The sequence below is a fragment of the Avibacterium paragallinarum genome (assembly GCF_900450705.1).
GTDB classification, from domain to species: Bacteria; Pseudomonadota; Gammaproteobacteria; order Enterobacterales; family Pasteurellaceae; genus Avibacterium; species Avibacterium paragallinarum.
Genome location: NZ_UGHK01000001.1, coordinates 326,046 through 349,836 on the forward strand (window position 1 = coordinate 326,046; position 23,791 = coordinate 349,836).

At 41.7% G+C, this 23,791-nt stretch carries 20 protein-coding genes and 1 pseudogene; 9 read left to right on the plus strand and 12 right to left on the minus strand.

Annotation, left to right across the window (positions count from 1 at the left end):
• Nucleotides 1–4 precede the first annotated feature (4 nt).
• The 3 genes from cueR to rsuA all read right to left on the minus strand — a co-directional run bounded on the left by cueR (nt 5) and on the right by rsuA (nt 2,289).
• Nucleotides 5–433 (minus strand): Cu(I)-responsive transcriptional regulator, encoded by a 429-nt coding sequence (gene cueR, locus DXZ23_RS01845; protein WP_017806327.1) that lies wholly within the window; start codon nt 431–433, stop codon nt 5–7.
• 71 nt (nt 434–504) lie between these two features.
• Entirely contained in the window at nt 505–1,518 is a 1,014-nt protein-coding gene (locus tag DXZ23_RS01850) for a Bcr/CflA family multidrug efflux MFS transporter (RefSeq protein ID WP_082188669.1), read from the minus strand.
• A 75-nt stretch (nt 1,519–1,593) separates the two neighbouring features.
• Nucleotides 1,594–2,289, minus strand: coding sequence for a 16S rRNA pseudouridine(516) synthase RsuA (rsuA, locus tag DXZ23_RS01855; protein ID WP_017806326.1), 696 nt, complete (start codon nt 2,287–2,289; stop codon nt 1,594–1,596).
• Between the two features lie 195 nt (nt 2,290–2,484).
• Between rsuA and DXZ23_RS01860 the strand changes: the two are divergent.
• Nucleotides 2,485–3,456: pseudogene (locus DXZ23_RS01860) on the plus strand (malic enzyme-like NAD(P)-binding protein); the annotation flags it as partial.
• 22 nt (nt 3,457–3,478) lie between these two features.
• On the opposite strand, the gene DXZ23_RS01865 reads toward DXZ23_RS01860, so the two are convergent.
• Nucleotides 3,479–4,818 (minus strand): IS3 family transposase gene (locus DXZ23_RS01865; protein WP_114995388.1). Its coding sequence is split into 2 segments (ribosomal slippage): nt 3,479–4,368 and nt 4,368–4,818, totalling 1,341 coding nucleotides; the frame shifts between segments, so codons are not numbered across the junction.
• A 47-nt stretch (nt 4,819–4,865) separates the two neighbouring features.
• Here DXZ23_RS01865 and DXZ23_RS01870 point away from each other — a divergent pair.
• The 3 genes from DXZ23_RS01870 to DXZ23_RS01875 are packed head-to-tail and all read left to right on the plus strand — an operon-like array spanning nt 4,866 to nt 7,839.
• Complete coding sequence (locus tag DXZ23_RS01870; RefSeq protein WP_202950318.1) at nt 4,866–6,218, plus strand: sodium:solute symporter family protein; 1,353 nt, start codon at nt 4,866–4,868, stop codon at nt 6,216–6,218.
• A 9-nt stretch (nt 6,219–6,227) separates the two neighbouring features.
• Nucleotides 6,228–6,371: a hypothetical protein gene (locus DXZ23_RS15315; protein ID WP_017806322.1), complete on the plus strand. Its 144-nt coding sequence runs from the start codon at nt 6,228–6,230 to the stop codon at nt 6,369–6,371.
• Nucleotides 6,358–7,839 carry a sulfatase family protein gene (locus tag DXZ23_RS01875; RefSeq protein WP_172457179.1) on the plus strand — a complete coding sequence of 494 codons (1,482 nt, stop codon included), beginning with the start codon at nt 6,358–6,360 and terminating at the stop codon, nt 7,837–7,839. The genes DXZ23_RS15315 and DXZ23_RS01875 overlap by 14 nt, the downstream gene beginning before the upstream one ends.
• A 204-nt stretch (nt 7,840–8,043) precedes the next feature.
• Here DXZ23_RS01875 and ilvC read toward each other — a convergent pair whose 3' ends face one another.
• On the minus strand, nt 8,044–9,528 hold the full coding sequence (gene ilvC, locus DXZ23_RS01880; RefSeq protein WP_017806321.1) for a ketol-acid reductoisomerase: 1,485 nt from the start codon (nt 9,526–9,528) through the stop codon (nt 8,044–8,046).
• A gap of 220 nt (nt 9,529–9,748) precedes the next feature.
• Between ilvC and DXZ23_RS01885 the strand changes: the two genes are divergently transcribed.
• The 4 genes from DXZ23_RS01885 (at nt 9,749) to DXZ23_RS01900 (ending at nt 14,315) form a co-directional block, all read left to right on the plus strand.
• The gene (locus DXZ23_RS01885; protein ID WP_172457182.1) at nt 9,749–10,696 is read left to right on the plus strand and encodes an IS110 family transposase; all 948 of its coding nucleotides are present in this window, start codon (nt 9,749–9,751) and stop codon (nt 10,694–10,696) included.
• A 367-nt stretch (nt 10,697–11,063) separates the two neighbouring features.
• Complete coding sequence (ilvY, locus tag DXZ23_RS01890) at nt 11,064–11,942, plus strand: HTH-type transcriptional activator IlvY (RefSeq protein ID WP_017806320.1); 879 nt, start codon at nt 11,064–11,066, stop codon at nt 11,940–11,942.
• 36 nt (nt 11,943–11,978) lie between these two features.
• On the plus strand, nt 11,979–12,869 hold the full coding sequence (gene rarD / locus DXZ23_RS01895) for an EamA family transporter RarD (RefSeq protein ID WP_017806319.1): 891 nt from the start codon (nt 11,979–11,981) through the stop codon (nt 12,867–12,869).
• Between the two features lie 106 nt (nt 12,870–12,975).
• Nucleotides 12,976–14,315, plus strand: a protein-coding gene (locus DXZ23_RS01900; RefSeq protein ID WP_114995390.1) for an IS3 family transposase whose coding sequence is annotated in 2 segments (ribosomal slippage) — nt 12,976–13,426 and nt 13,426–14,315 — 1,341 coding nt in all. Because the reading frame shifts where the segments join, the coding sequence is not laid out codon by codon here.
• A 68-nt stretch (nt 14,316–14,383) separates the two neighbouring features.
• Here DXZ23_RS01900 and xylF read toward each other — a convergent pair.
• The 3 genes from xylF to DXZ23_RS01915 all read right to left on the minus strand — a co-directional run bounded on the left by xylF (nt 14,384) and on the right by DXZ23_RS01915 (nt 16,974).
• Complete coding sequence (xylF, locus tag DXZ23_RS01905; protein ID WP_017806318.1) at nt 14,384–15,382, minus strand: D-xylose ABC transporter substrate-binding protein; 999 nt, start codon at nt 15,380–15,382, stop codon at nt 14,384–14,386.
• Between the two features lie 113 nt (nt 15,383–15,495).
• Nucleotides 15,496–16,146, minus strand: a complete 651-nt coding sequence (locus DXZ23_RS01910; RefSeq protein WP_035695512.1) for an IS1595-like element ISHpa1 family transposase — start codon at nt 16,144–16,146, stop codon at nt 15,496–15,498.
• 177 nt (nt 16,147–16,323) lie between these two features.
• Nucleotides 16,324–16,974, minus strand: coding sequence for an IS1595-like element ISHpa1 family transposase (locus tag DXZ23_RS01915; protein WP_017805439.1), 651 nt, complete (start codon nt 16,972–16,974; stop codon nt 16,324–16,326).
• A gap of 159 nt (nt 16,975–17,133) precedes the next feature.
• Between DXZ23_RS01915 and DXZ23_RS01920 the strand changes: the two genes are divergently transcribed.
• Nucleotides 17,134–18,669, plus strand: a complete 1,536-nt coding sequence (locus DXZ23_RS01920; RefSeq protein ID WP_021723493.1) for a YifB family Mg chelatase-like AAA ATPase — start codon at nt 17,134–17,136, stop codon at nt 18,667–18,669.
• 107 nt (nt 18,670–18,776) lie between these two features.
• Here DXZ23_RS01920 and DXZ23_RS01925 read toward each other — a convergent pair whose 3' ends face one another.
• From DXZ23_RS01925 to DXZ23_RS01940, 4 genes are all read right to left on the minus strand, one after another.
• Nucleotides 18,777–20,309: a pyridoxal phosphate-dependent decarboxylase family protein gene (locus tag DXZ23_RS01925; protein ID WP_017806315.1), complete on the minus strand. Its 1,533-nt coding sequence runs from the start codon at nt 20,307–20,309 to the stop codon at nt 18,777–18,779.
• 77 nt (nt 20,310–20,386) lie between these two features.
• On the minus strand, nt 20,387–21,751 hold the full coding sequence (locus DXZ23_RS01930) for a diaminobutyrate--2-oxoglutarate transaminase (RefSeq protein ID WP_017806314.1): 1,365 nt from the start codon (nt 21,749–21,751) through the stop codon (nt 20,387–20,389).
• Between the two features lie 414 nt (nt 21,752–22,165).
• Complete coding sequence (locus DXZ23_RS01935) at nt 22,166–22,450, minus strand: PNPOx family protein (RefSeq protein WP_017806311.1); 285 nt, start codon at nt 22,448–22,450, stop codon at nt 22,166–22,168.
• A 39-nt stretch (nt 22,451–22,489) separates the two neighbouring features.
• Nucleotides 22,490–23,782, minus strand: a complete 1,293-nt coding sequence (locus tag DXZ23_RS01940; protein ID WP_017806310.1) for a heme biosynthesis protein HemY — start codon at nt 23,780–23,782, stop codon at nt 22,490–22,492.
• Nucleotides 23,783–23,791 lie beyond the last annotated feature (9 nt).

Here is a 23,791-nt window from a genome sequence, read left to right on the forward strand (position 1 = left end):
ATAGCTACACTTTTTCATCTTCAGCTACCGAAAAAGACGGAGTTATTTCTTTCCCTAGCCCTGAAAGAATGGAGCAATCAGGGCTGTCGTTGCCTTGACAAGAACAATGCCAGCGTTGGAGTAAGACTAACATTTCTTGCAAGCTGGCAATTTTGTCTTTTAATTCCGCAATATGCTGTTCGGTGATGGCTTTCACTTCTCGGCTCGTGCGGTGGGGATCTTGATTTAATTTCAATAATTGGCGAATTTGTTGCAACGAAAACCCAACTTTGCGTGCATTGCTAATAAAGCGTAATTGGCTTAAATCCTGTGCGGAATAGCGACGGTAGCCCGCTAGGGTTCGCATAGGGGTTAGGAGCAATCCCGCTTTTTCATAATCACGAATTTGTTTGGCAGACAAGCCCGTTTCTTTCGCCGCTTGGCTAATCTTCATACGTCCTCTTTGCTTTCTCTATCAATGTTCGGCAAGCAAAAGACCGCTCGGTCAAAGTGAAAGACATTCAACTATTCCTGTCTATAGGTGAGAAAATAATAACACCCCACTGCGAAGAACGAGCAAACCACCATTGTCAGCAACATTGGTGCTGCACTGTCAATTTTCATTAATGCCACTAGCGAACCAATACAAGCTCCAGCCCCAAAGCGTACGCTCCCTACCATTGAATTTGCTGTACCCGCCATTGCAGGAAATTTTTCTAAAATTGACGCCATTGCATTCGAGCTAATCAGAGGATTTTGTCCCACAAAAAGGGCAACACCGATCGCCATCGGCATTAAGCCTAAATCAGCGAAATAAACCACTAATAACCACAAGGCAGCAACAAATTGAATGCCAAGCCCGATTTGCAACATTTTTTCTGTACCGAGCTTACTCACCATACGCCCGTTTAAAAATGAGCCGAGCGTCATCACGCCGATATTGAGCATAAAAAAGTAGCCAAAATGCTGTTCAGACACGCCATAGATCCCGATATAAATAATCGATCCAGCGGTTAAAAAAGCGAACATTCCACCAAAGCCAAAGGCACTCATAAACATATAGCCTAGCACTTCTTTTTTCTTACCTAGGCTCACAAAATTGCGTACTACCACGTTCAAACGCAAAGGTATGCGATTTTCTTTTTTATGGGTTTCTGGAATGATAAAAAACACCAGCAAGGCACTTAAAAAACCCATTGTGGCGATGACATAGAAGATTGAATGCCAATGAAAATAGGCGACCAAATAGCCACCAATAATAGGGGCAACTAAAGGAGCAAGCATAAAGACTAAGGTGATCGTGGACATTATGCGAGAAAAATCATTTTTGCTGAAGAGATCTCGCATCAACGCCCCCACCAATACCACGGGCTTACGCCCATAGCTATCCCTCACTGGCCCCCAAAAGAGCTGTCCGATGGCTAAACCGTAAGCAAAAAAGGTGAGTGTATGCTGTACTTCCTCTGCGTCAATATGCAAATCTTGGCTGATCCGCAAAAAGGCGGGCAAATACATATCCACCCCAAGGGCGGGTAACATTGATAAAATACCCAGCGTTAAAATAAAAATCACGCTTGGCTTCACAACTGCGGGTATGGTGGTCAAAATTGCTCCTTATTTCAATGCTGCCAATTCCTGCGAAGAAAGCGGGCGATATTCCCCCTCCGCTAACTGCTCATCAAGCACCACATCGCCAATTTTCCACCGATGTAACGCAATGACTTTGTTCCCTAAAGCAGCAAACATCCGCTTCACTTGATGATAACGCCCCTCGCTAATGGTGAGATTGACATTGTAATCATCAATAATTTCTAACCTCGCAAGCTTAGTCGCTGTTTTTTCGCCGCGGAGCAAAATGCCCGCTTCACAGGCTTGCTGATAATGGCTTTCCACAGGATCGGCGAGGGTAACTAAATAGGTCTTTTCGCAATGGTATTTCGGCGAAGTAATGCGATGCGACCATTGTCCATCATCAGTGAGCAATACCAGCCCTGTGGTATCCACATCTAAACGCCCCGCACTGTGCAACTTGCCAGCTAAAGGGTAATCAAAGAATTGATAAATCGTAGGGTAATCCCCCTCATCGTGCGAACACACATAGCCTTGCGGCTTATTTAGCATCAAATACTGCCCCGCCTCCAACCAGCTCAGACGTTGCCCCTCAAAATAAATTTCATCTTCCGCACTCACTTTCACCGCCCCGCTTTTCTCAATTTTGCCATTAATTTGCACCGCACTTTGACGCAGGGCTTTATTGGCTTGCGAGCGTGTTAATCCCGTTTGCTCGGCTAAAAATTTATCTAATCGCATTCGTAATATTCCTTATTAAATAAGGGAAACATTGTACAGCAACTCAATATAAATCTCTAATTTTACTCAAAAGCGAATGTGTGGTTGATTTTGTAAATAATGTGTGCTGTATCACAGTTTTTCTGATTTTTTCACCTATAATAAGGTGCAAAATTTATTCTTACTAAACTTTTATATTGTTATAAGGAATGTTTTATGGACGCACAATTACGCCAAGCCGCACTGGATTTCCACGAATTTCCAAAACCGGGAAAAATTGAAGTTACCCCAACCAAATCCCTCGCCACACAACGCGATCTCGCGCTAGCCTATTCACCGGGTGTAGCAGAACCTTGTTTAGAAATTGAAAAAGACCCCTCTACCGCGTATAAATACACTGCACGCGGTAACCTTGTTGCGGTAATTTCTAATGGCACAGCCGTGCTAGGTTTAGGCAATATTGGGGCATTAGCAGGTAAACCTGTAATGGAAGGGAAAGGCGTTCTCTTTAAAAAGTTCGCTGGCGTAGATGTGTTTGATATTGAGATCGACGAGAAAGATCCTGATAAATTAGTGGACATTATCGCCGCACTTGAACCAACCTTTGGTGGGATCAACCTTGAAGATATTAAAGCGCCAGAATGTTTTTATATTGAACAAAAATTGCGTGAGCGAATGAAGATCCCTGTATTCCACGATGATCAACACGGCACAGCCATTATTTCAGCGGCTGCGGTCATCAATGGGCTACGCATTGTGAATAAAAAAATTGAGGACGTCAAACTGGTGGCTTCAGGTGCGGGTGCGGCGTCTATCGCTTGCTTGAACTTGCTAGTTTCCCTTGGAATGAAAAAAGAACACATCACCGTGTGCGATTCCAAAGGAGTGATTTTCAAAGGCCGTGATGAGCGAATGGACGAAACCAAAAAGCTTTACGCCATTGAAGATAACGGCACGCGTACCTTGGCAGATGCAATGCCGAATTGTGATATTTTCCTTGGCTGTTCCGCCGCAGGGGCATTAACCCAAGAAATGGTTAAAACTATGGCAAGAGATCCGCTTATTCTCGCACTTGCTAATCCAGAACCAGAAATTCTACCACCACTTGCAAAAGCCGTTCGTCCTGATGCCATTGTGTGTACTGGCCGTTCAGACTATCCAAACCAAGTAAATAACGTGCTTTGTTTTGATCTGCCCCCAAAAAGTTAGACTATATTCTAATTTCATTCAAGGACTGAGTTCTGTATTCCACAGGGCTTAGTCCTTTGAGCTTCACTTGAATACGCTCATTGTTGTAGTAATGAATGTACTCGTGAATCACTTTTTCAAGCTGTTCAAAGGTTTCAAACCGCTTGCCAAAGTAACATTCCGTCTTCAATCGCCCGAAAAAGCTTTCCATCGCACCATTATCAAGGCAATTGCCTTTTCTCGACATACTTTGCGTAATACCGTGTTTTTTCAATATCTCCCGATAACCCATCATTTGATACTGCCACCCTTGGTCGGAATGCAGTATCGGTTTTTCCCCCGCTAATCGGTTCACCGCCTGGGTCAACATTCTGGTTATCTGCTCAAAATTCGGACTTCTCGCCACATCATAAGCAATAATTTCGTTATTAAACAAGTCTTTAATCGGCGATAAATACACTTTGCCTTCCGCACATTTGAACTCGGTGATATCCGTTACCCACTTCTCATTCGGCATCGTTGCCGTAAAATCCCGTTGCAACAGATTATCGGCAATGTGTCCCACTTTGCCTTGGTAAGAACGATATTTTTTCTGCTTACTTTTTCCTTTTAACCCCAAACGTTGCATTATCGCTTGCCCCCTTTTGTGGTTGATAATCAAGTATTTCCTTAATTCCAAGGTAATTCGACGATAACCATAATTTTCGTCATTTTTGCGATAAATTTCCTCTATTTTCTGTGAAATCGCTACATTTTTATCCGACTTTGGCTTGAGATGATAAAAGAACGAACTGCGTGCCAATCCGATTAGCCTGAGTAACAATTCCAACGGGAAACGCGAGCGTAAGGCATTTACGATGACGGCTTTTTCTGCATTTTTTGTTGGTTGAGTTCCTGCAACTTTTTTAGCATTGCATTCTCCGCTTCTAATTCCAAAATTCGGTAACGCAAGCGTTCTTCTTCTGTTTTGGGCGTTGGTGGCATTTTAGGTGAGTTGAGTTTCATACTTGGACGACCTTTAGGTTTGAGTAATAACCCATCTATACCTTGTTTTTCAAAGCGTTGCAACCATTGACTAATTATCCCTGAACTGGGGATATCAAAGCGAAAGCAGGCGGCTTCAGCGGAGCACTGGCCTTTTTTGATAGCTTGAATAACCTTTAATTTAAACTCAACAGAATAACATCGTTTTTTACCTAACACAGCTAATCCATTGATTCCATTATGATTAAATTTCGCAATCCAACGTGCTAACGTGCTTTGGGGAAGCTGAAAATACTGGCGAGTAAGCGAACGGTTTTTTCCATTTTGATGATAAAAGTCGAGCACTTGTTGTTTGAAACGTTGAGTATATTTAGTCATAAAAAATCTGCACCTTAATCAGTTGGTTATTTAGTCCAACTTTTGGGGTGCAGATCAGAAATGTGGATTTGCACGTTGGGATTGCCTCTTTAGCCGCTACTGAGTTTGGCATTATAACCTGTATGGCGGCAGCACAGCTTGGCTATAAATACGGTTTTGCGGGTGCAACGGTGGGATTAATTATGACCATTGTAATGTTCACCGTAGGGAAAACAGGATTTTGTATTGAACCTTTACGCAAAGCGGGTGTGGTAACTATTCCAGAGTTCTTTGAACATAAGTTTGGTAAAAAAGTTCGTTGGGCTGCTGGTGTGGTCATTGTGCTTGGTGGCTTGCTGAATATGGGCGTTTTCTTACGCACAGGGGGTGAATTTTTAGTTGCTGTGGCTGGGCTTAAACCAGAATATTTAGAAATCACGATGACCATTTTATTGCTTGTGGTGGCGTTATATACCATTTTAGGCGGAATGCTCTCCGTTCTGGTTACCGATTATATGCAGTTTATTTTAATGAGTGTTGGCTTGGTGCTAACCACTTGTACGATATTCTATCAGGTGGGCTGGGATACGTTATTTGATACGGCAATTTCTAATTATGGTGCTGGTGGTATTAATCCTTTTGTTAATCCTAATCTTGGTTGGCAATATGTGCTTTACACTGCTTTAGTGCTTACTGCGACGGTACTTACTTGGCAAACAATAGTTTCTCGCGTGTTGTCAGCAAAAGATGCCAATGTTGCGAAAAAAATGTACACACGCACCAGTTTATTTTATATCGTACGTTCATTAATCCCTGTGATGTGGGGTGTTGCCGCGTTAGCTTTCGTGAGTTTAGAAAGTGTGGGCGGAAAACCAATCCAAGCAATGCCAACAATGCTTTCTATTGTGATTCCAACAGGGATCATTGGTTTGCTTGTCGCAGCTATGTTGGCGGCAGATATGTCCACAAACTCCTCTTATTTATTAGGTTGGGCAAGTGTTATTTACAATGACATATTGATTATTTTCCATAAAAATAAATGGTCAGAACGTAAATCCATTGCTGTTAATCGCGTATTAGTGGCATTAATTGGGGTTTTCTTACTGTTCTATGGGTTGTGGTATCCATTAAAAAGCGACTTGTGGGTATATATGACACTCACAGCAACCATTTATTCCGTTGCTGTTTCCACCCTGTTAATTTCAGCTTGTTATTTCAAAAAAGCCAATAACTGGGGGGCTTATGCCACCATTGTTGTGGGCGCTTTAACGCCACTTTCTTACTTAATCGCACAGCAGATTCCTGCACTTGAACCTATTGCGGCAAAAATTGGCCCTTATTATTCGGGTATTGCTGCCTTTGTCTTTGCTTGGATTGCAATGATTGTTGGTTCATTATTGAAAAATGCGTTACGCAAATAAGGGGGAAATATGACAGATTTAATCATTCTCTTTTGGAAAGGACTCATCTTATTCGGGCTAAGTTGGTATATTTGCACGATTTTTATTGTTGGTTTTAAAGGCTTTCAAAATATCAAAACGATGTTAGGAGTAGGCAATAATGAAAAAAACTAACGTGGTTTTAATTGTTGCCGATGATTTAGGCTATTGGGTGCTTGGTTGCTATGGGAATAAAGAGGCGATTACGCCCAATATTGATAAATTAGCGCAGCAAGGTAAAAAATTTAACCATTTCTTTTGTGTTTCCCCTGTTTGCTCCCCTGCGAGAGCCTCAATTTTTACCGGTAGAATCCCTTCTCAACACGGGATCCACGACTGGTTGGAAGAATGGGAAAATGGTGCGACCACAGAACATTATTTAAAAGGGCAATCGACTTTTGTGGATCGCTTAAAACAGCATAATTATCTTTGTGCAATGAGTGGCAAGTGGCATTTAGGTATGGCAGATACTCCACAATGTGGTTTTGATTATTGGTATTCCCATCAGCGTAGCGGCGGCCCTTACTTCAATGCGCCAATGTACCGAGATGGTATATTAATTGAAGAACCCGACTACATTACAGATAAAATCACCGATTATGGGCTAGACTTTATTGAGAAAGTACATAATGCCGATCAGCCATTTTTTCTCAATCTAAGTTATACCGCCCCACATTCCCCTTGGGATCGAAAAAACCACCCACAGGAAATACGGGATCTTTATGCAGATTGTCAATTTGAATCTTGCCCACGAGATCCTTATCACCCTTGGAAAATTTATGAAACCTTTGAAGGTGATGAACAAGAACGATTAGAAGTGTTAAGGGGATATTTCGCAGCCTTAACCGCAATGGATTTTAATATTGGAAGAATTATCACCGCACTTGAGGAAAAAGGCATTTTAGAAAACACGCTCATCATTTTCACCAGTGATAACGGTATGAATATGGGACATCACGGTATTTTTGGTAAAGGGAATGGCACAAGCCCTGTGAATATGTTCGACACGTCGGTAAAAGTGCCGTTTATTCTTTATCATAAAAATCATTTATCAACCAGTGAAATAGATAACCTGCTGAGCCATTATGATTTCCGCCATACCTTGTTGGAATACCTCAATATCAGTGATGAAGATCAGCCACAGGTACGTTATCCAGGAAAAAGTTTTGCTTCTCTATTAAAACAAGATCCATCAGATTCATTAGAAGAAAATCATCTTGTGATCTTTGATGAATATGGTCCAACCCGAATGATCCGCAATCGATCTTTTAAATATATTCATCGCTATCCTGATGGGCCTTATGAATTTTATGATCTGCGTAACGATCCTGATGAATACCATAACCAAATTGATAACCCAGATTATCAACAACAGATCGCCCAAATGCGGCGTGAGTTAAACCTGTGGTTTAATCAATATATCAACAAAGAAATTGATGGTGCAACCTTGCCTGTTTACGGCGGCGGACAGCGTACGCTTGCGGGCGAATGGGGCGGCTATGCCGAAAACACGTTCAACAAATATACAAGCGATTTTGTTTTTTCCGCAGATGGAAAACTACAGCAAAAATCTGAGGTGAAGGTGAAAGAAAAAATTCAGTAACATAAAAATAAGCCTACAATATGTCATTGTAGATTGGTTAGAGGGCTAGTTTAATAATGCATTAAATCTTTTATTTGGATTAATAATCTTAACTAAGGATTACCATTTTACACTAATAATTAAGGTAATATTGTGGTTTTATAAAAGCGATAGGGTATCAGCGGTAAAAGCCAGCATTAATGCTGGCTTTTAGGTTTTACAGCGTTATTCTGCTTGTGAAGAAATGCGTTTCATATCTGTCATATAACCACGCAATTCTTGCCCGATTAGCTCGATTGGGTGGTTGCGGATTGCGTCATTCACATCGCGTAAGGTGATGTTGTCGATTTCCACTGTTGGTGTTGGTTCACCTAAATCACCGCGTTGTAAATGTTGCATTACCGTTTTGGCTAAAATTGGGGTTGCCACATTAGCGAATAAATAGTTACCGTATTCCGCAGTGTCTGAAATTACCACGTTCATTTCGTATAAGCGTTTGCGTGCAATGGTGTTGGCGATTAATGGTAATTCGTGTAAGGATTCATAATAAGCAGATTCTTCAAAAATACCTGCTGAAACCATGGTATCGAACGCCAATTCCACGCCTGCTTTAACCATTGCCACCATTAACACGCCATTATCAAAATATTCTTGCTCGCTGATTTTAATGCCGTCCGCTTTTGGTGCGTTTTCAAAGCCAGTTTTGCCGGTTTCTTCACGCCATTTTAATAGGTTTGCATCGCCGTTTGCCCAGTCTTCCATCATCACACGAGAAAACTCGCCACTGATAATGTCGTCCATATGTTTTTTGAATAAGAAGTCTAGTTCTTGCTTAATTTCTTCCGCAAGTTCAAAGGCACGCAATTTTGCGCTGTTAGATAAGCGATCCATCATTAAAGTGATACCGCCTTGTTTTAGCGCTTCGGTGATAGTTTCCCAACCGTATTGCACCAATTTTCCAGCATAAGCAGGGTCTTTGCCGTCTGCTACTAATTTGTCATAGCAAAGGATTGAACCTGCTTGCAACATACCGCAAAGAATGGTTTGCTCGCCCATTAAGTCTGATTTCACTTCCGCAACGAATGAAGATTCCAACACGCCCGCACGATGACCACCTGTCGCCGCCGCCCAAGCTTTCGCAATCGCCATACCCTCGCCTTTCGGGTCATTTTCAGGGTGAACCGCGATAAGTGTTGGTACACCGAAACCGCGTTTGTACTCTTCACGCACTTCCGTACCTGGGCATTTTGGTGCAACCATCACAACGGTAATATCAGGACGAATTTGCTCGCCAACTTCAACGATGTTTAAACCGTGCGAATAGCCCAACGCCGCCCCTTCTTTCATCAAGCCCATCACATCAGCGATCACTTTGCTGTGTTGTTTGTCTGGAGTTAAGTTAATCACCAAATCCGCAGTGGGGATTAATTCTTGATAAGTGCCCACTTTGAAGCCATTTTCGGTGGCACGTTGGAAAGACGCACGTTTTTCTGCAATGGCTTCTGGGCGTAAGGCATAGCTGATATCTAAGCCAGAATCACGCATATTTAAGCCTTGGTTTAATCCCTGAGCTCCACAGCCCACAATCACAATTTTTTTGCCTTTTAAGAAATTCGCTTCGTCTGCAAATTCTTCACGCGCCATAAAACGGCAACGTCCTAACTGATCTAACTGTTGGCGTAAGTTTAATGTATTGAAATAATTAGCCATTTTGAATCCTTTTGGTTAATGTTGAGTTTATCGAGAGTAGGGGCGGACCTAGGTGTCCGCCCTTGTATATTAAAATTAATATAAAATAGCAACAAAACCCCGTTATCTGCATCTCGCGTCCGCCCCAAGCAACAAACCGAGTTGTAGCAATGAGAGCAGATAACATTTCACCAAAAAACCGAACAGTTGCCAGACTTAAACCCGAATGCAAGGCAGGTTAATGATGAATGAACAAACTTATTGTGGTATTGATGTTGTTAAACGTCATTTCGTCATTGGGCTTTCTACCCAAAAACGAACAAAAACCGAAACCAACAATCCGAAAGGGATTGCACATACCATTGAGTATTTACGTCGTTTCAGTGTGGACTTAATTGTCCTTGAAAGCACCGGTGGGCTTGAACTCCCATTAGCTAAAGCACTCCACCGCACAGGCTTTCGTGTGGTGATTGCTAACCCGCGACAAACCAATCAGTTTGCGATGTCGCAATCACTAGCAAAAACCGACAATAAAGATGCCAAAATGTTGGCTTTTTACGCCCAAATGCTCGCAATGCGTGATAATGTAGCACAGCAGCTTTACATACCACCCACTCCCGAGCAGGAACAGCTTGAAGCCCTTGTTTCACGCCGTAATCAGCTTGTTGAAATGCGTTTTGCGGAGAAAAACCGCCTTGAACAAGTTCATTCCACACAAGTATTCAGTGTTGAACAGCATATCGACTATCTCAGCCTGCGTATTGATGAGCTGGATAGGGAAATCGAACAGCATCTCAAACATTTTGACGATACAATAAAAAAGTTTAAAGACATCAAAGGGTTGGGTACACAAACAATAGCCGTTTTGATGTCAATGTTGCCTGAGTTAGGTCAATACACACATAAACAAATCGCTTCACTTGTTGGTGTTGCACCCCATCCTAAAGAAAGTGGCAACACCAAATGGAAAAGCCGCTGTTCAGGTGGTCGCAAAGCCGTACGAAATGCACTGTATATGGCAACATTTGTTTGTGTGCGTTTTGAGCCTAAACTCAAACAATTTTACGAACGCTTACGTGCTAATGGTAAGGCGTTCAAAGTGGCGATTAACGCCTGTATGCGTAAGCTTCTCACCATTTTAAATGCGATTGTCCGCGATGACTCGCAATGGGACGCTCACGCACTTTAATTAACGAATTTGTATTTTTGCTTTTTAGCTGAATACAGTTGCTATAAGCATAACAATATAGCAACACATTATACGCTTTCTAAACATTGCGTAAATTGATATTATTCGCACTTAATGTTGCGATTTTTGCAATTATAATCTTCCCTAATCCCTCTTTACAAAAGAGAGGGAGCTGGCACGAGGGAAAATTACTTTTCCTTTGAAATAATGTGTTGTTTTTGTCTTAGATATAAATAACGAATAAAGAATGTTCTCCTCTTTTGTAAAGAGGGGTTAGGGGAGATTAGTGCGGTAATTTTTTATGAATTTTTGCTTTTTAGCGGAATACAGTTGCTACAATAAAACTTCTTTTTATTGAGAAAAACCAATGAATTTCCAAGATCTCAAACTCTTTATCGACCTAGCGGAAAACAAAAATTTCGCTAAAACAGCAGGGCAGCATTATATGTCGCCCTCCACCCTTTCGCGTCAGATTAAACGGCTTGAAGAAGAGCTGGGTGAACCATTGTTATTACGTGATAATCGCAAGGTTTCGCTCACCCCTGCAGGCGAACTATTTTTGCAATTTGCTTATCCGCAATGGCAACAATGGCTATCCTTAAAACAACAATTTCGTTCCAATCAGCAAGAGTTACAAGGGGAGCTACGCCTGTTTTGCTCGGTTACTGCCGCATACAGCCACCTGCCACCAATGTTAGAAAAATTCCGTTCCCATTATCCCAAAGTGGAAATTCAGCTCACAACGGGCGATCCCGCGGTGGCGTTGGAGATGATTCAACGTCAGCAGGTGGATTTAGCCTTAGCAGGGCGACCTGCGAATTTGCCGCCCAATGTGATGTTTCATCATATTGATGATATTACGCTGTCGCTCATCGCTCCGCGGGTTGCTTGTGCCACCACGCAATTATTGCAACAATCCCCCATTGATTGGCAGAATGTACCCTTTATTCTGCCCGTAGAAGGCCCCGCACGGCAGCGGATCGATCAGTGGTTTCAGCAGAAAAAAATTAAGCAGCCGAAAATTTATGCCACTGTTGCAGGACACGAGGGGATTGTGTCAATGGTGGCATTAGGTTGTGGTGTGGCGTTGTTGCCCGATGTGGTGATCCAAAACAGCCCGCTCAATTTGCAAGTTTCCACATTAGCCATTGACACGCCCGTGCAGCCCTTTGATTTGGGCATTTGCGTGCAAAAGAACCTGTTAAATTTGCCCTTAGTTCGTGCATTTTGGCTGCTCTTGGGGTAAAGTGCGGTCAGATTTTTCGCTATTTTTGGTGCTGCTATGCTAAAAGGGATTACATTTTCGCTACTTGCCTCTGCGTTGTTTGGTTATTTGTATTATTTTTCTACCTTTTTATTGCCCTTAGACGGGGAGGATATTTTTGGCTATCGCGTAATTTTCACCACGCCATTTGTTATCGCGGCGATTTTCATTTTTAAGCAAAAATATATGCTAATTCAACATTTTAAACGCATCAAACGTCAGCCTTGGCTACTTTTTGTGTTGCTGTTTAATGGGAGCATTATGGGCTTTCAAATGTGGCTTTTCCTTTGGGCACCCAATAACGGCGGGGCGTTAAGCGTTTCTCTTGGCTATTTGCTGCTCCCTCTTGTAATGGTGGCAGTGGGGCGATTTTTCTTTAATGAGCAAATTTCGCGATTGAAATTCAGTGCAATCCTGATCGCTGGTATTGGCATTCTCACCACGATTATTCTCAACGGCGGCTTTTCTTGGGAAAGCCTCGCGGTATGCACTTATGCCATTTATTTTATGTCGCGGAAATGGTTTGGCTTCAATGACATTACCAGCTTCGCCATTGAAATGGTGATGACGCTACCCGTCTGTTTCTATTTTGCCAGCCAAGTTGATTTGGCAGCAGTGCGGTTACAAAACCCGAATATTCTCACCTTGCTACTTTTGTTGGGCTTAATTAGCGGTGTTGCCTTTAACGCCTATATTGCCGCCAGTAGTTTATTACCTATCAATGTGTTGGGGATATTGGGCTACGCTGAACCTATAATGATGCTAGTGGTCTCTTTTGTCATTGGGGAAAAAATCGATCCTGACAACGCCCCTTTATTGATCTCTCTAATACTGGGAATGGGGTTGATTATTTTAGACGGCGTGCAATCGCTCAAGAAAAAAACACCCGCAAAAAACAGAGAAAGCTAAGGGGAAAATGCCCCTTTGTACGCATAAAAATTCACATTTAAAAGTGCTTTGATCTGCACCCCAAAAGTTGGACTAAATAACCAACTGATTAAGGTGCAGATTTTTTATGACTAAATATACTCAACGTTTCAAACAACAAGTGCTCGACTTTTATCATCAAAATGGAAAAAACCGTTCGCTTACTCGCCAGTATTTTCAGCTTCCCCAAAGCACGTTAGCACGTTGGATTGCGAAATTTAATCATAATGGAATCAATGGATTAGCTGTGTTAGGTAAAAAACGATGTTATTCTGTTGAGTTTAAATTAAAGGTTATTCAAGCTATCAAAAAAGGCCAGTGCTCCGCTGAAGCCGCCTGCTTTCGCTTTGATATCCCCAGTTCAGGGATAATTAGTCAATGGTTGCAACGCTTTGAAAAACAAGGTATAGATGGGTTATTACTCAAACCTAAAGGTCGTCCAAGTATGAAACTCAACTCACCTAAAATGCCACCAACGCCCAAAACAGAAGAAGAACGCTTGCGTTACCGAATTTTGGAATTAGAAGCGGAGAATGCAATGCTAAAAAAGTTGCAGGAACTCAACCAACAAAAAATGCAGAAAAAGCCGTCATCGTAAATGCCTTACGCTTGCGTTTCCCGTTGGAATTGTTACTCAGGCTAATCGGATTGGCACGCAGTTCGTTCTTTTATCATCTCAAGCCAAAGTCGGATAAAAATGTAGCGATTTCACAGAAAATAGAGGAAATTTATCGCAAAAATGACGAAAATTATGGTTATCGTCGAATTACCTTGGAATTAAGGAAATACTTGATTATCAACCACAAAAGGGGGCAAGCGATAATGCAACGTTTGGGGTTAAAAGGAAAAAGTAAGCAGAAAAAATATCGTTCTTACCAAGGCAAAGTGGGACACATTGCCGATAATCTGTTGCAACGGGATTTTACGGCAACGATGCCGAATGAGAAGTGGGTAACGGATATCACCGAGTTCAAATGTGCGGAAGGCAAAGTGTATTTATCGCCGATTAAAGACTTGTTTAATAACGAAATTATTGCTTATGATGTGGCGAGAAGTCCGAATTTTGAGCAGATAACCAGAATGTTGACCCAGGCGGTGAACCGATTAGCGGGGGAAAAACCGATACTGCATTCCGACCAAGGGTGGCAGTATCAAATGATGGGTTATCGGGAGATATTGAAAAAACACGGTATTACGCAAAGTATGTCGAGAAAAGGCAATTGCCTTGATAATGGTGCGATGGAAAGCTTTTTCGGGCGATTGAAGACGGAATGTTACTTTGGCAAGCGGTTTGAAACCTTTGAACAGCTTGAAAAAGTGATTCACGAGTACATTCATTACTACAACAATGAGCGTATTCAAGTGAAGCTCAAAGGACTAAGCCCTGTGGAATACAGAACTCAGTCCTTGAATGAAATTAGAATATAGTCTAACTTTTTGGGGGCAGATCATTTTTTAACCGCACTTTTATATTTAACTACAAAGGTTTAGCAATATTATTTTTCAATTTGCTCTTTGCTATGGAAGCCATCTTTAATAATGGTTTCTTCAACGTTATCTTTAGTCACTGCAATTGGTGCTAATAAATAGGCAGGCACATCTTTTAGTCCGTTATTTAATACTGCATTAGATTCTGGCTTTTCATTTTTACCAAGCTGTACTGCAATTTCAGCGGCCTTATCCGCTAATTTTGTAATTGGCTTATACACCGTCATCGTTTGTGTGCCTTGTATAATACGCTTAATTGCGGCGAGATCGGCGTCTTGCCCTGAAATGGCAACCTTACCAGACAACCCTTGTGCGCTTAATGCTTGAATAGCACCACCCGCAGTTGCGTCATTAGATGCAACAACGGCATCAATATTGTTTTTATTTGCGGTTAAAGCATTTTCCATAATTTGTAAGGCTTTCTCAGCTAACCAAGAATCTACCCATTGATCGCCAACCACTTTAATTTTTCCACTATCAATTAAAGGTTGAAGCACTTTCATTTGTCCTTTTCGGAATAATTTCGCATTATTATCAACAGGAGAACCTCCCATTAAAAAATAATTTCCTTCAGGCTTCACATCAACAATACTTTGTGCTTGTAATTCTCCTACTTTTTCATTATCAAAAGAAACATAAAAATCTAAATCTGCATTATTAATTAATCGATCATAAGCTAATACTTTGATCCCTTCACGTTTTGCTTCACCAATAATATTCCCTAACACTTCACCATTAAATGGAATAATCACCAAAACATCCACATTACGGTTAATCATATTTTCTATTTGTGAAATTTGTGCAGTGGCATCTCCATTTGCAGATTGAACAAATACTTTTGCACCTAAACTTTCTGCTTTTTTCACAAAAATATCACGATCTTTTTGCCAGCGTTCTAAACGTAAATCATCGATAGACATTCCTATGGTGAGATCTTTAGCGAAGACAGGATTAGCTAATAAGGTTAAAGAAGCCGCAAGAGAAAGAAAAAGATGTTTAATTTTCATAATAGCACCTCATACTAGGTTAAATTAATGATATTTAAGAGCAACAACTTATTCACTCATCTCTAGTTTGCTTAGATTAATTGAGGAATTCAATTAGGGGCTGTCCTAGATAACTAGACTAAACTCCCTTTAACTAATTGTTTTAAAATAGAAATTTGACTTTTTATGTTGCTGTAATTAAAACGCCATTCACATTCCTTTAAATAAAGCTCAAAATGCGCTTTTGGGATACCATTAAATTTGCGTAAATGGCGTTTTGCTTGGCTCCAAAAATTCTCAATTCCGTTAATGTGGTTATGATTTTCAGCAAAATGTGTGCTGTGATTGATACGAAAATGACTAAATTCACTCACATCAAGCACGTCATAACTACGATAATTATCGGTGTAAACAATACTATCAGGCTTTACCTGCTCCCGAATAATGGGTAACAAGGTGGCAGATTGCGTATTTGGAACCGCAACGGTATAAACCTTGCCATTGTGCTTGAGAAGCCCGAATACCGCAATTTTCCCTGCCGCACCACGACCACGTTTGCCTTTGCGAGCACCGCCAAAATAACTTTCATCGGCTTCAATTTCACCTTCAAACATCTCTAAGTGAAGGCTGTTTTGATAGATGAGTTGGCGTAAACGATGAAAGTAATATGCGGCAGTCGTTTTGTTTACATTGACTAACTCTGCTGCTGTCCTTGCAGTAACACCTGCAACAAATAGCTCAATGAGTTTATTTTGTTTGTGCTGACTTAGACGACTTTTTCTCATTGGTTCATTCTAACCTAAATAGATTTTTTAGTTGTTATCTAGGACAGCCCCTTCAATTATCAGATTTATTAATGCTATTATGTTTTTTCTTTTTTGTGATGAAGAACACAATAATAAAAAATTATCCGTATTATATAGAACTATTTCCTTTATCTATTTTAGGGCTGTCCTAGATAACTAGACTAAACTCCCTTTAACCAATTGTTTTAAAATAGAAATTTGACTTTTTATGTTGCTGTAATTAAAACGCCATTCACATTCCTTTAAATAAAGCTCAAAATGCGCTTTTGGGATACCATTAAATTTGCGTAAATGGCGTTTTGCTTGGCTCCAAAAATTCTCAATTCCGTTAATGTGGTTATGATTTTCAGCAAAATGTGTGCTGTGATTGATACGAAAATGACTAAATTCACTCACATCAAGCACGTCATAACTACGATAATTATCGGTGTAAACAATACTATCAGGCTTTACCTGCTCCCGAATAATGGGTAACAAGGTGGCAGATTGCGTATTTGGAACCGCAACGGTATAAACCTTGCCATTGCGCTTGAGAAGCCCGAATACCGCAATTTTCCCTGCCGCACCACGACCACGTTTGCCTTTGCGAGCACCGCCAAAATAACTTTCATCGGCTTCAATTTCACCTTCAAACATCTCTAAGTGAAGGCTGTTTTGATAGATGAGTTGGCATAAACGATGAAAGTAATATGCGGCAGTCGTTTTGTTTACATTGACTAACTCTGCTGCTGTCCTTGCAGTAACACCTGCAACAAATAGCTCAATGAGTTTATTTTGTTTGTGCTGACTTAGACGACTTTTTCTCATTGGTTCATTCTAACCTAAATAGATTTTTTAGTTGTTATCTAGGACAGCCCCATTCAAAATTATCTCTCGATCTAGATCGCAAAAAAATATAATAACTCTTTTCTTTATTACTTATTGCATTATCTTACAGAGCTATTCCATAAATCAAAAATAGTATCAATGTCATTAGCTATCGTTTACAGTCGTGCGTCAATGGGGGTTCAAGCTCCCTTAGTTACCATTGAGGTGCATTTAAGCAACGGAAAGCCAGGTTTTACCCTTGTGGGATTACCAGAAAAAACGGTGAAAGAAGCACAAGATCGCGTGCGAAGTGCGTTATTAAATGCCAATTTCAAATATCCTGCCAAGCGAATTACCGTGAATCTTGCCCCTGCGGATTTACCTAAGGACGGTGGACGGTTTGATTTGCCCATTGCAATTGGCATTTTAGCCGCTTCCGATCAAGTAAATCCTCAAGTGCTCAAACAATTTGAGTTATTAGGCGAGTTGGCTTTAACGGGACATCTGCGTGGCGTACACGGCATTATTCCTGCGATTTTAGCTGCAAGAAAGGTAAAGCGTCGTACCATAATTGCGAAATCCAACGCAAATGAAGCCGCCCTAGTCGCTGATCAAGAGAGTTACATCGCTCAAAATTTGCTTGAAGTGGTACAGTTTCTTAATGATACATTAAAACTCCCCCTTGCCTCAGATTTCACGACACCAAGTGCGGTAGATTTTTCTTGCAAAAATCCCCAAGATCTCACAGATATTATCGGACAACAGCACGCTAAACGAGCCTTAACCATTGCCGCAGCAGGGCAACATAATTTGCTCCTACTCGGCCCACCTGGCACGGGCAAAACAATGCTCGCCAGCCGTTTAACCACGCTGTTGCCTGAGATGACGGAACAAGAAGCCATTGAAACCGCTTCCATAACCAGTTTAGTGCAAAATGAGCTGAATTTTCATAATTGGAAACAACGCCCTTTCCGTTCGCCACACCATAGTGCCTCCTTACCTGCTTTAGTGGGTGGGGGAACAATCCCAAGACCAGGCGAAATTTCCCTAGCACATAATGGCGTACTATTTTTAGATGAACTGCCCGAATTTGATCGCAAAGTGCTTGACGCATTACGTCAGCCGTTAGAAAGTGGGGAAATTATTATTTCGCGTGCCAATGCAAAAATTTGTTTTCCCGCTAGATTTCAGCTTATTGCCGCAATGAACCCTAGCCCCACAGGGCATTACACGGGCGTACATAATCGCACCTCCCCCCAGCAGGTAATGCGTTATTTAAATCGCCTTTCGGGACCATTTTTAGATCGCTTTGATTTATCCATTGAAGTACCATTGCTTCCCAAAGGCACGCTACAACAAATTGAAAATAAAGGGGAAACCAGCGAACAGGTGAGAGCAAAGATTTTACAGGTTCGTGAACAACAATTCGCTCGTGCAGGAAAAATTAACGCCCATCTCACCAGTAAAGAAATCGCACGGGATTGTGCAATCTCCGCACAAGATGGGGCTTTTTTAGAAAACACCTTAACCCAATTAGGGCTTTCAGTGCGTGCTTACCACCGCATTTTAAAAGTCGCACGCACCATCGCCGATCTAAATAATGAAGCACAAATTCAACGCCCCCACTTAGCCGAAGCCCTCTCTTATCGAGCAATGGATCGACTACTACAAAAGCTATCTCGTAATCTAGGTTAAGTTTTCCTATAAAGGCTGAATAGGTTTCATTCTATACAGCCTTTGCATCAAAGCATTGCTCTAAAAGTCCCCTTTTATGGCAACAAAATCAATTTTGTCGATTATGATCAATCAATCGCTGGCACATAATTGCCGGCCACGATCGCATCTTTGATGTTATCGGCAGTTTCCAGCACTTGAGCGAGCAAGGCTTGCACGTTTTCAAGGGTGGCAATTGGGCTAAGGGTGGTCATTTTTAAGGCTTGTACGCCATTGACTTTCGTTACCCCAATATTAGCTTCACCACGGGCGAACAATTCATCTGCGATATTTTGATTGAGATTATCAATAAATTCCGCTGGGTAGTTCGCAGGATTGACACGGAATAACACCGAAGCGAACTGCGGTTCAACTAATAATTCAAGGCCTTCTGTGGCTTTGATGTAATCCGCCACTTCACGTGTGAGTTTTACCCCGTGGTCGATCATTGAGCCGTAAAGTTCTTCGCCAAGGGCTTCTACGGTGAACCATAATTTTAATGCGTCAAAACGGCGTGTGGTTTGCAGTGATTTTGCCACCAAGTTTAGTACGCCGTGTTCTTCGTCATATTCTGAATTTAGGTAGTCCGCTTTGTAATCAATAAAACGATAATTTTGCGGATCTTTAAGCAAAAACGCACCGCAAGAAATGCTTTGGAAAAAGTGTTTGTGGAAATCAAGGGTAACGGAATCTGCCAGTTCTAAGCCGTCTAACCAATGGCGATATTCATTGGAAAGCAGTAATGCCCCGCCCCACGCGGCATCAACGTGTAGCCACGCATCATACTGATCAGCCAATTTACGAATGTCTTTGAGTGGATCGATTGCCCCTGCGTCCGTTGTACCTGCGGTTGCCACAATGCACGCCACTAATTTTCCTTCCGCTTTGAGATTTGCCAAAATTTCCGCCAAGGCATTGACGTCCATTTGTGCATTTTCATTACAAGGCACGCTCACAACAGATTGGAATCCCATTCCCATCATTGCCATATTTTTTTGCACTGAAAAATGTGCATTTTCTGAACATAGCACTTTGACCCGTTGCAAGGCTTCGGCTGGCAAGCCATCTTGTTGCACCGACCATTCTTTGCCTTCGGCATTTTTCCAGTGTTTTGCTACGCAAGCATCTCGTGCCAGTAGCACACCCATTAGGTTCGATTGTGTGCCGCCAGAGGTGAACACGCCCGCATCGCCTTTGCCGTAGCCCACTTTTTCACGCAACCATTCGATCAATTGCACTTCCATTAATGAACCTGCTGGGCTTTGATCCCAAGAGTCCATTGATTGGTTGGTGGCGTTAATAAACACTTCTGCCACTTGGCTTGCCACCATAGTTGGGCAATGTAAGTGCGCTAAAGAATGAGGGTGATGCACTTTTAGGCTTTTATTTAAGAATAATTCCGTTAAGCGATCTAAGGATTTTTCTAAGCCAAAACCTTGTTCAGAAGGTTGAAAAGCTATTTCTTCGCGTAGCTGTTTAATGCTGCCGCCAGTGTACATTTTGTTATTTTTGAGCCAATTTCCTACCGCACTTATTGCTGTTGCCATATTTTTTTCATAATCAGCGATAGATTGTGGATCATTGCAAAGAAGGGATTGTTTGTGTTTTGCGAAATCGACCATTGAGAATTTCCTGAAAGATAATTGAGAGAAAAATAGCTAAAAGGGGCGTTACACACCCCAGTTAGCTAAATGAACAATTAGCCACGCACGGCTTTTAACGCGTCAGCAACAGATTGCGTAAAGCGTTTGATTAATTCTTCACATTCCGCTTGGGTGATGATGAGTGGGCAAAGCAGACGCACCACGTTACCACCACGACCGCCACGTTCTAACAATAACTTATTGTTAAAGCAGGCTTTTTGGATTGCCGCAGCCAGTTCGCCATCTGCTGGATAAGCACCAATGCGATCTTGTGGTTTACGCTCATCAACAATCTCAATCCCGATCATTAAACCACGGCCACGCACGTTGCCGATACAAGGATATTGCTGAGCGAGTTTTTTCAATTCAGTTTGTAAGAAATCCCCACGTTCCACCGCATTTTGTGCGAGGTTTTGCTCACGCATAATTTTGAGTGAAGCATAGCCTGTTGCCATTGCCATTTGGTTACCGCGGAAAGTTCCTGTGTGTCCTGCTGGCTGCCACGCGTCAAATTCTTTGCGAATGGCTAGCACGGCTAATGGTAAACTTCCACCTACCGCTTTTGACATCACCACGATGTCAGGCTCAATGCCCGCGTGTTCAAAGGCAAACATTTTACCTGAACGGCAGAAGCCCGCTTGTACTTCATCTAGAATTAACACAATGCCGTGTTTTTTAGTCACTTCACGGATTTTTTGTAACCATTTCACTGGCGCAGTAACCACACCGCCTTCCCCTTGAATGGCTTCAAGAATCACGGCTGCAGGTTTTACCACACCGCTTTCAACGTCTTCAATAAAGTTTTCAAAATAATAGGTTAAAGCATCAACACCTGCTTCACCACCTAAGCCTAATGGACAACGATATTCGTGCGGATAAGGCATAAATTGCACGCCTGCCATTAAGTTTTGTACCGCGTTTTTCGCGTTTAAGTTGCCTGTCATCGCCAATGAACCGTGGGTCATTCCGTGGTAACCACCAGAGAATGCGATAACATTACCACGCCCCGTGTAAGTTTTAGCAAGTTTTACCGCTGCTTCTGTGCCATCAGCACCAGAAGGGCCACAGAATTGCAAGCGATACTGATCTTTCGGGAAGAAAGAAAGCAGTTCTTCGGTAAATGCGTCTTTTAATGGCGTGGTTAAATCTAATGTATGAAGCGGTAAACCACTGCTTAATACGTCTTGAATAGCTTGGATCACCGCTGGGTGATTATGCCCGAGGGCTAATGTTCCTGCACCAGCTAAGCAATCTAAATATTCATTCCCTTCCACATCCGTTACCCAGCAGCCTTTGGCTTTGGCAATGGCGAGAGGGAGTTTGCGAGGATAACTACGAACGTTTGATTCCATCGCATTTTGACGGTTGAGATAATAATCGTTAGTTGCGTTGTTGATTGGATTTACAGGCGTGTTTGTCATTTAATCTATACCTTCAATAGGAGGTTAAAAAAATAAGTCGGGTGCCTTGCGGGAAGCCTAAGCTTTCTTATTCTCAAAATAAGATGCCATGGGGCATTTTGACTCGCTACTTATTAAAAAAAGCGTTTCAGCTTTTTTATTTTTTCCAATTTGGAAAACAGAGATTTCGTAAAGCCGAAGCCCTACAAAAGACGGCATATAGTACCCTTTTTTGCTAGAAAGAAAAGCAATTTTTGTGAGTTTGGGGAAAATAATCAAAAATTACACCGCACTTTCTCTTTTCCAGTAAGTTTTCTGGGCAAAAACGAATTTATTGCTGGTATGTTTGATTTCATCAAGCTCAATTTTCCATAAATCCGTGTTCATTAAACGTGCAAAGGGGTAACGCTCATAATAGCGTTTAAGGGCAGATTTTCAGGTATCTTCATTAAGCAAAATGGCACGCCCTTTAAATTGCACGCCTTCAATCTCGCTCACTTGATCCGTTTGAGTAGCGATCGTGCCAACAACCAGATCACTTTGCCGCATAATTTGTGCATGTTGGGTGGAAAGGGAAGAAAAGAAGATCAAGCTGATATTGCTGTCATCAAACACATAAAAGCAGTTGGCTGCCCAAAAGCCTTGTACGCTATGTACGGCAATGCTCATCACTGTTTGTTGTTGCAAAAATTGTTGGATATTATCTAGAAGTTTTATCATAAAGAAAAATGCCCCGAAAGACAGGGCATTGGGTTTACCTTAAGGATTTTTAGCTTCTGTGGTTTGTGCAAGTGCGGTGGAATTTTCTGGCGTTTTTTCCTTTTCTTCAGGGGCTAAGTTTTGCACCGACATAGCAGATTTCAAACTTTCTTGCTGAAGTTGTTTAGCCAATTCATTTTCACCGTTTTGCTCAAACACATAGGTTGCCATTGTCATATCATTTGGTTCAAGCTGTGATTTATTTTCCAGCACTTTCTTAAATGCGTCACTCGCTTTAGCAAATTCACCATTACGCACATACAAATAGCCTAAAGCACGGTTTGTACAACAACAGCCTTGATCTTTACTTTGTTTCGCCCGTTTTTCCATAATTTTCAGCAATTTACTGTTATCTACTGGTTGAACACGGGTAATTTGCGTGCAAAGTTGTTGTGCCAGTGGGCTGTTGTCGTCCACTTTTTTCAAGACTTCTAAGATCAATTTATAGGCGGTTTCGTGATCATCACTGTCAATTAAACGGCGAATTAATCCCACTTTCACATAAAGATCATTTTGACGTTTACGCGGTTGATCGTCCCACCATTTAAGCAAGCCGTCCACGCCTTCTTCATTCATTTTTTCATCAAGTAAGCCATCTTCAACACGATGTTGTAAGGTGGTAAATTCTTTGTCGGAATAAAGCCCTGATTTTTCCACTTGATCCAAAATTTTATCCAAGGCTTCGAAAGCGTGAGATTTTAAATAAATATTTACTGCTAGTTTTAACACTTCCTTATTACGGCTTGTCATCTCAAGCAAGCTGTCAATAGCACTGCGTGCGGCAGGTAATTTATTTTGCTGTAACAAAATTCGCGTGCGTGCAATCTCGACAAGCAGATTATCCGTGCCAGCCAGTTCGGTCGCTTTGATAAGGTAACGGTTAGCACTAAATTCATCACCACGCTGTTGGGCAGCTTCGGCGGCTTTAATAAAGTTCAACACCGGCTCATCAGAATGTTTGGCGTTCTTACCAATCAATTTCTCGGCTTTAAAATATTGCCCTTCGTCCATTAGCATTAAACCTTCAAGAGTTTGTTTTTGTGCTTTAAGACGTTTACGGCGAGAGAACCAACCATAAGTGCTGTTGCTTAAACGGCCGAATTTGGTAATGATCCACTCAATACCATACACCACCGCCATTGCGATCACAAAGAAAATCACAAGGGTGGTGATGGACATTTCAATGCTGTAGCTATTAGTTTCAATCAACACATAGCCTTGTTTGCCCGATAAATAAGGGCCTGCGATTAAGCCGGCAAGTAACACCAGCATTAAAAATAGGGTTCTAAACATTGCTATTTC

Coding starts and splice junctions, on each gene's coding strand:
- DXZ23_RS01850 (WP_082188669.1), bottom strand. CDS start 1,518: ATGTTACCCGCCCTTGGGGTGGATATGTATTTGCCCGCCTTTTTGCGG.
- ilvC (WP_017806321.1), bottom strand. CDS start 9,528: ATGGCTAATTATTTCAATACATTAAACTTACGCCAACAGTTAGATCAG.
- DXZ23_RS01910 (WP_035695512.1), bottom strand. CDS start 16,146: ATGAGAAAAAGTCGTCTAAGTCAGCACAAACAAAATAAACTCATTGAG.
- ilvY (WP_017806320.1), top strand. CDS start 11,064: ATGAATTTCCAAGATCTCAAACTCTTTATCGACCTAGCGGAAAACAAA.
- rsuA (WP_017806326.1), bottom strand. CDS start 2,289: ATGCGATTAGATAAATTTTTAGCCGAGCAAACGGGATTAACACGCTCG.
- DXZ23_RS01930 (WP_017806314.1), bottom strand. CDS start 21,751: ATGACAAACACGCCTGTAAATCCAATCAACAACGCAACTAACGATTAT.
- DXZ23_RS15315 (WP_017806322.1), top strand. CDS start 6,228: ATGACAGATTTAATCATTCTCTTTTGGAAAGGACTCATCTTATTCGGG.
- DXZ23_RS01915 (WP_017805439.1), bottom strand. CDS start 16,974: ATGAGAAAAAGTCGTCTAAGTCAGCACAAACAAAATAAACTCATTGAG.
- xylF (WP_017806318.1), bottom strand. CDS start 15,382: ATGAAAATTAAACATCTTTTTCTTTCTCTTGCGGCTTCTTTAACCTTA.
- DXZ23_RS01875 (WP_172457179.1), top strand. CDS start 6,358: ATGAAAAAAACTAACGTGGTTTTAATTGTTGCCGATGATTTAGGCTAT.
- DXZ23_RS01940 (WP_017806310.1), bottom strand. CDS start 23,782: ATGTTTAGAACCCTATTTTTAATGCTGGTGTTACTTGCCGGCTTAATC.
- cueR (WP_017806327.1), bottom strand. CDS start 433: ATGAAGATTAGCCAAGCGGCGAAAGAAACGGGCTTGTCTGCCAAACAA.
- DXZ23_RS01885 (WP_172457182.1), top strand. CDS start 9,749: ATGATGAATGAACAAACTTATTGTGGTATTGATGTTGTTAAACGTCAT.
- rarD (WP_017806319.1), top strand. CDS start 11,979: ATGCTAAAAGGGATTACATTTTCGCTACTTGCCTCTGCGTTGTTTGGT.
- DXZ23_RS01935 (WP_017806311.1), bottom strand. CDS start 22,450: ATGATAAAACTTCTAGATAATATCCAACAATTTTTGCAACAACAAACA.
- DXZ23_RS01925 (WP_017806315.1), bottom strand. CDS start 20,309: ATGGTCGATTTCGCAAAACACAAACAATCCCTTCTTTGCAATGATCCA.
- DXZ23_RS01920 (WP_021723493.1), top strand. CDS start 17,134: ATGTCATTAGCTATCGTTTACAGTCGTGCGTCAATGGGGGTTCAAGCT.